Source organism: Chromohalobacter sp. 48-RD10, assembly GCF_029889785.1.
In the GTDB taxonomy this organism is placed as follows: Bacteria; Pseudomonadota; Gammaproteobacteria; order Pseudomonadales; family Halomonadaceae; genus Chromohalobacter.
Genome location: NZ_JARANX010000166.1, coordinates 1 through 1020, shown reverse-complemented (window position 1 = coordinate 1020; position 1020 = coordinate 1). Strand labels below are relative to the sequence as shown.

Below are 1020 nucleotides of genomic sequence, written 5' to 3'. Positions count from 1 at the left end.
GACGGCGATGGCAACTGGAGCGTGACGCCAGAGCCCGTACTCGCTGACGATACCCAGGTCTCGGCCACCGCGACCGATGCGGCGGGCAACAAGAGTGAGCCGACCACGCAGACCGTGGATGCCACCGCGCCAGATGCCCCGGTCATCGCCAATGCCACGGACGATGTTGAGCCGCTGACTGATGATCTGACCAGTGGCGACAGCACCAACGATCTCACGCCGACACTGACCGGCACGGCCGAAGCCAACAGCACCATTGAGATCTTCCAGAACGGCACGTCCGTGGGCATGGTCAATGCCGACGGTGATGGTAGCTGGAACTTTACGCCAGAGGCACTGAACGAAGGCGATGTCAGCTTCACCGCCGAAGCCACCGACGCCGCCGGCAATACCTCTGATGCCAGTGAGACCTTCACGCTGACCATCGACGAGACGGCACCGGATGTTCCCACCATCGACCCGACGAATGGTGATGACATCACTGGCACCGCCGAGGTCGGCAGCACCGTAACGCTGACCAATGGCAACGGTGATCCGATCGGCGAACCGGTCACCGTCGGCGACGATGGTACCTGGACAGTCACACCCGAGACGCCGCTGGAAGATGGCGACGACGTCACGGCCACGGCCACCGATGCCGCCGGCAACGCCAGCGATCCGGCGACCGAAACGGTGGACGCGGTAGCCCCCAATGACGGCAACAACGACGTCAGCTTCACCGACGAGGTCTACAACGCGGCCGAGGCCGATACCGCCACCCTCACCGGCCAGGTCGAGGACAACGCGACGATCGAGACGCTCACCATCGCCAGCGCCAACGGCGGCGACCCGGTGGTGATTCAGGGCGACGACATCACGCTGGAGGATGACGGCTCGTTCACCACCACCGCCGACCTCTCCGGCCTCGATGACGGCGAGCTGACTGCGACGCTCGCCCTCATCGATGCGGCGGGCAATACCGGAACGGTGACCGATAGCGCGACGCTGGATCAGACGCCGCCGGCCCTCACCATCGATCCG

The 1020-nt window shown here is 65.0% G+C and carries 1 protein-coding gene; it reads left to right on the top strand.

Going from position 1 to position 1020, the window contains the following annotated elements; all coding sequences use genetic code 11:
- On the top strand, window positions 1-1020 hold a 1020-nt coding region (locus tag OP496_RS17970), incomplete at both ends, for an Ig-like domain-containing protein (RefSeq protein WP_280565313.1).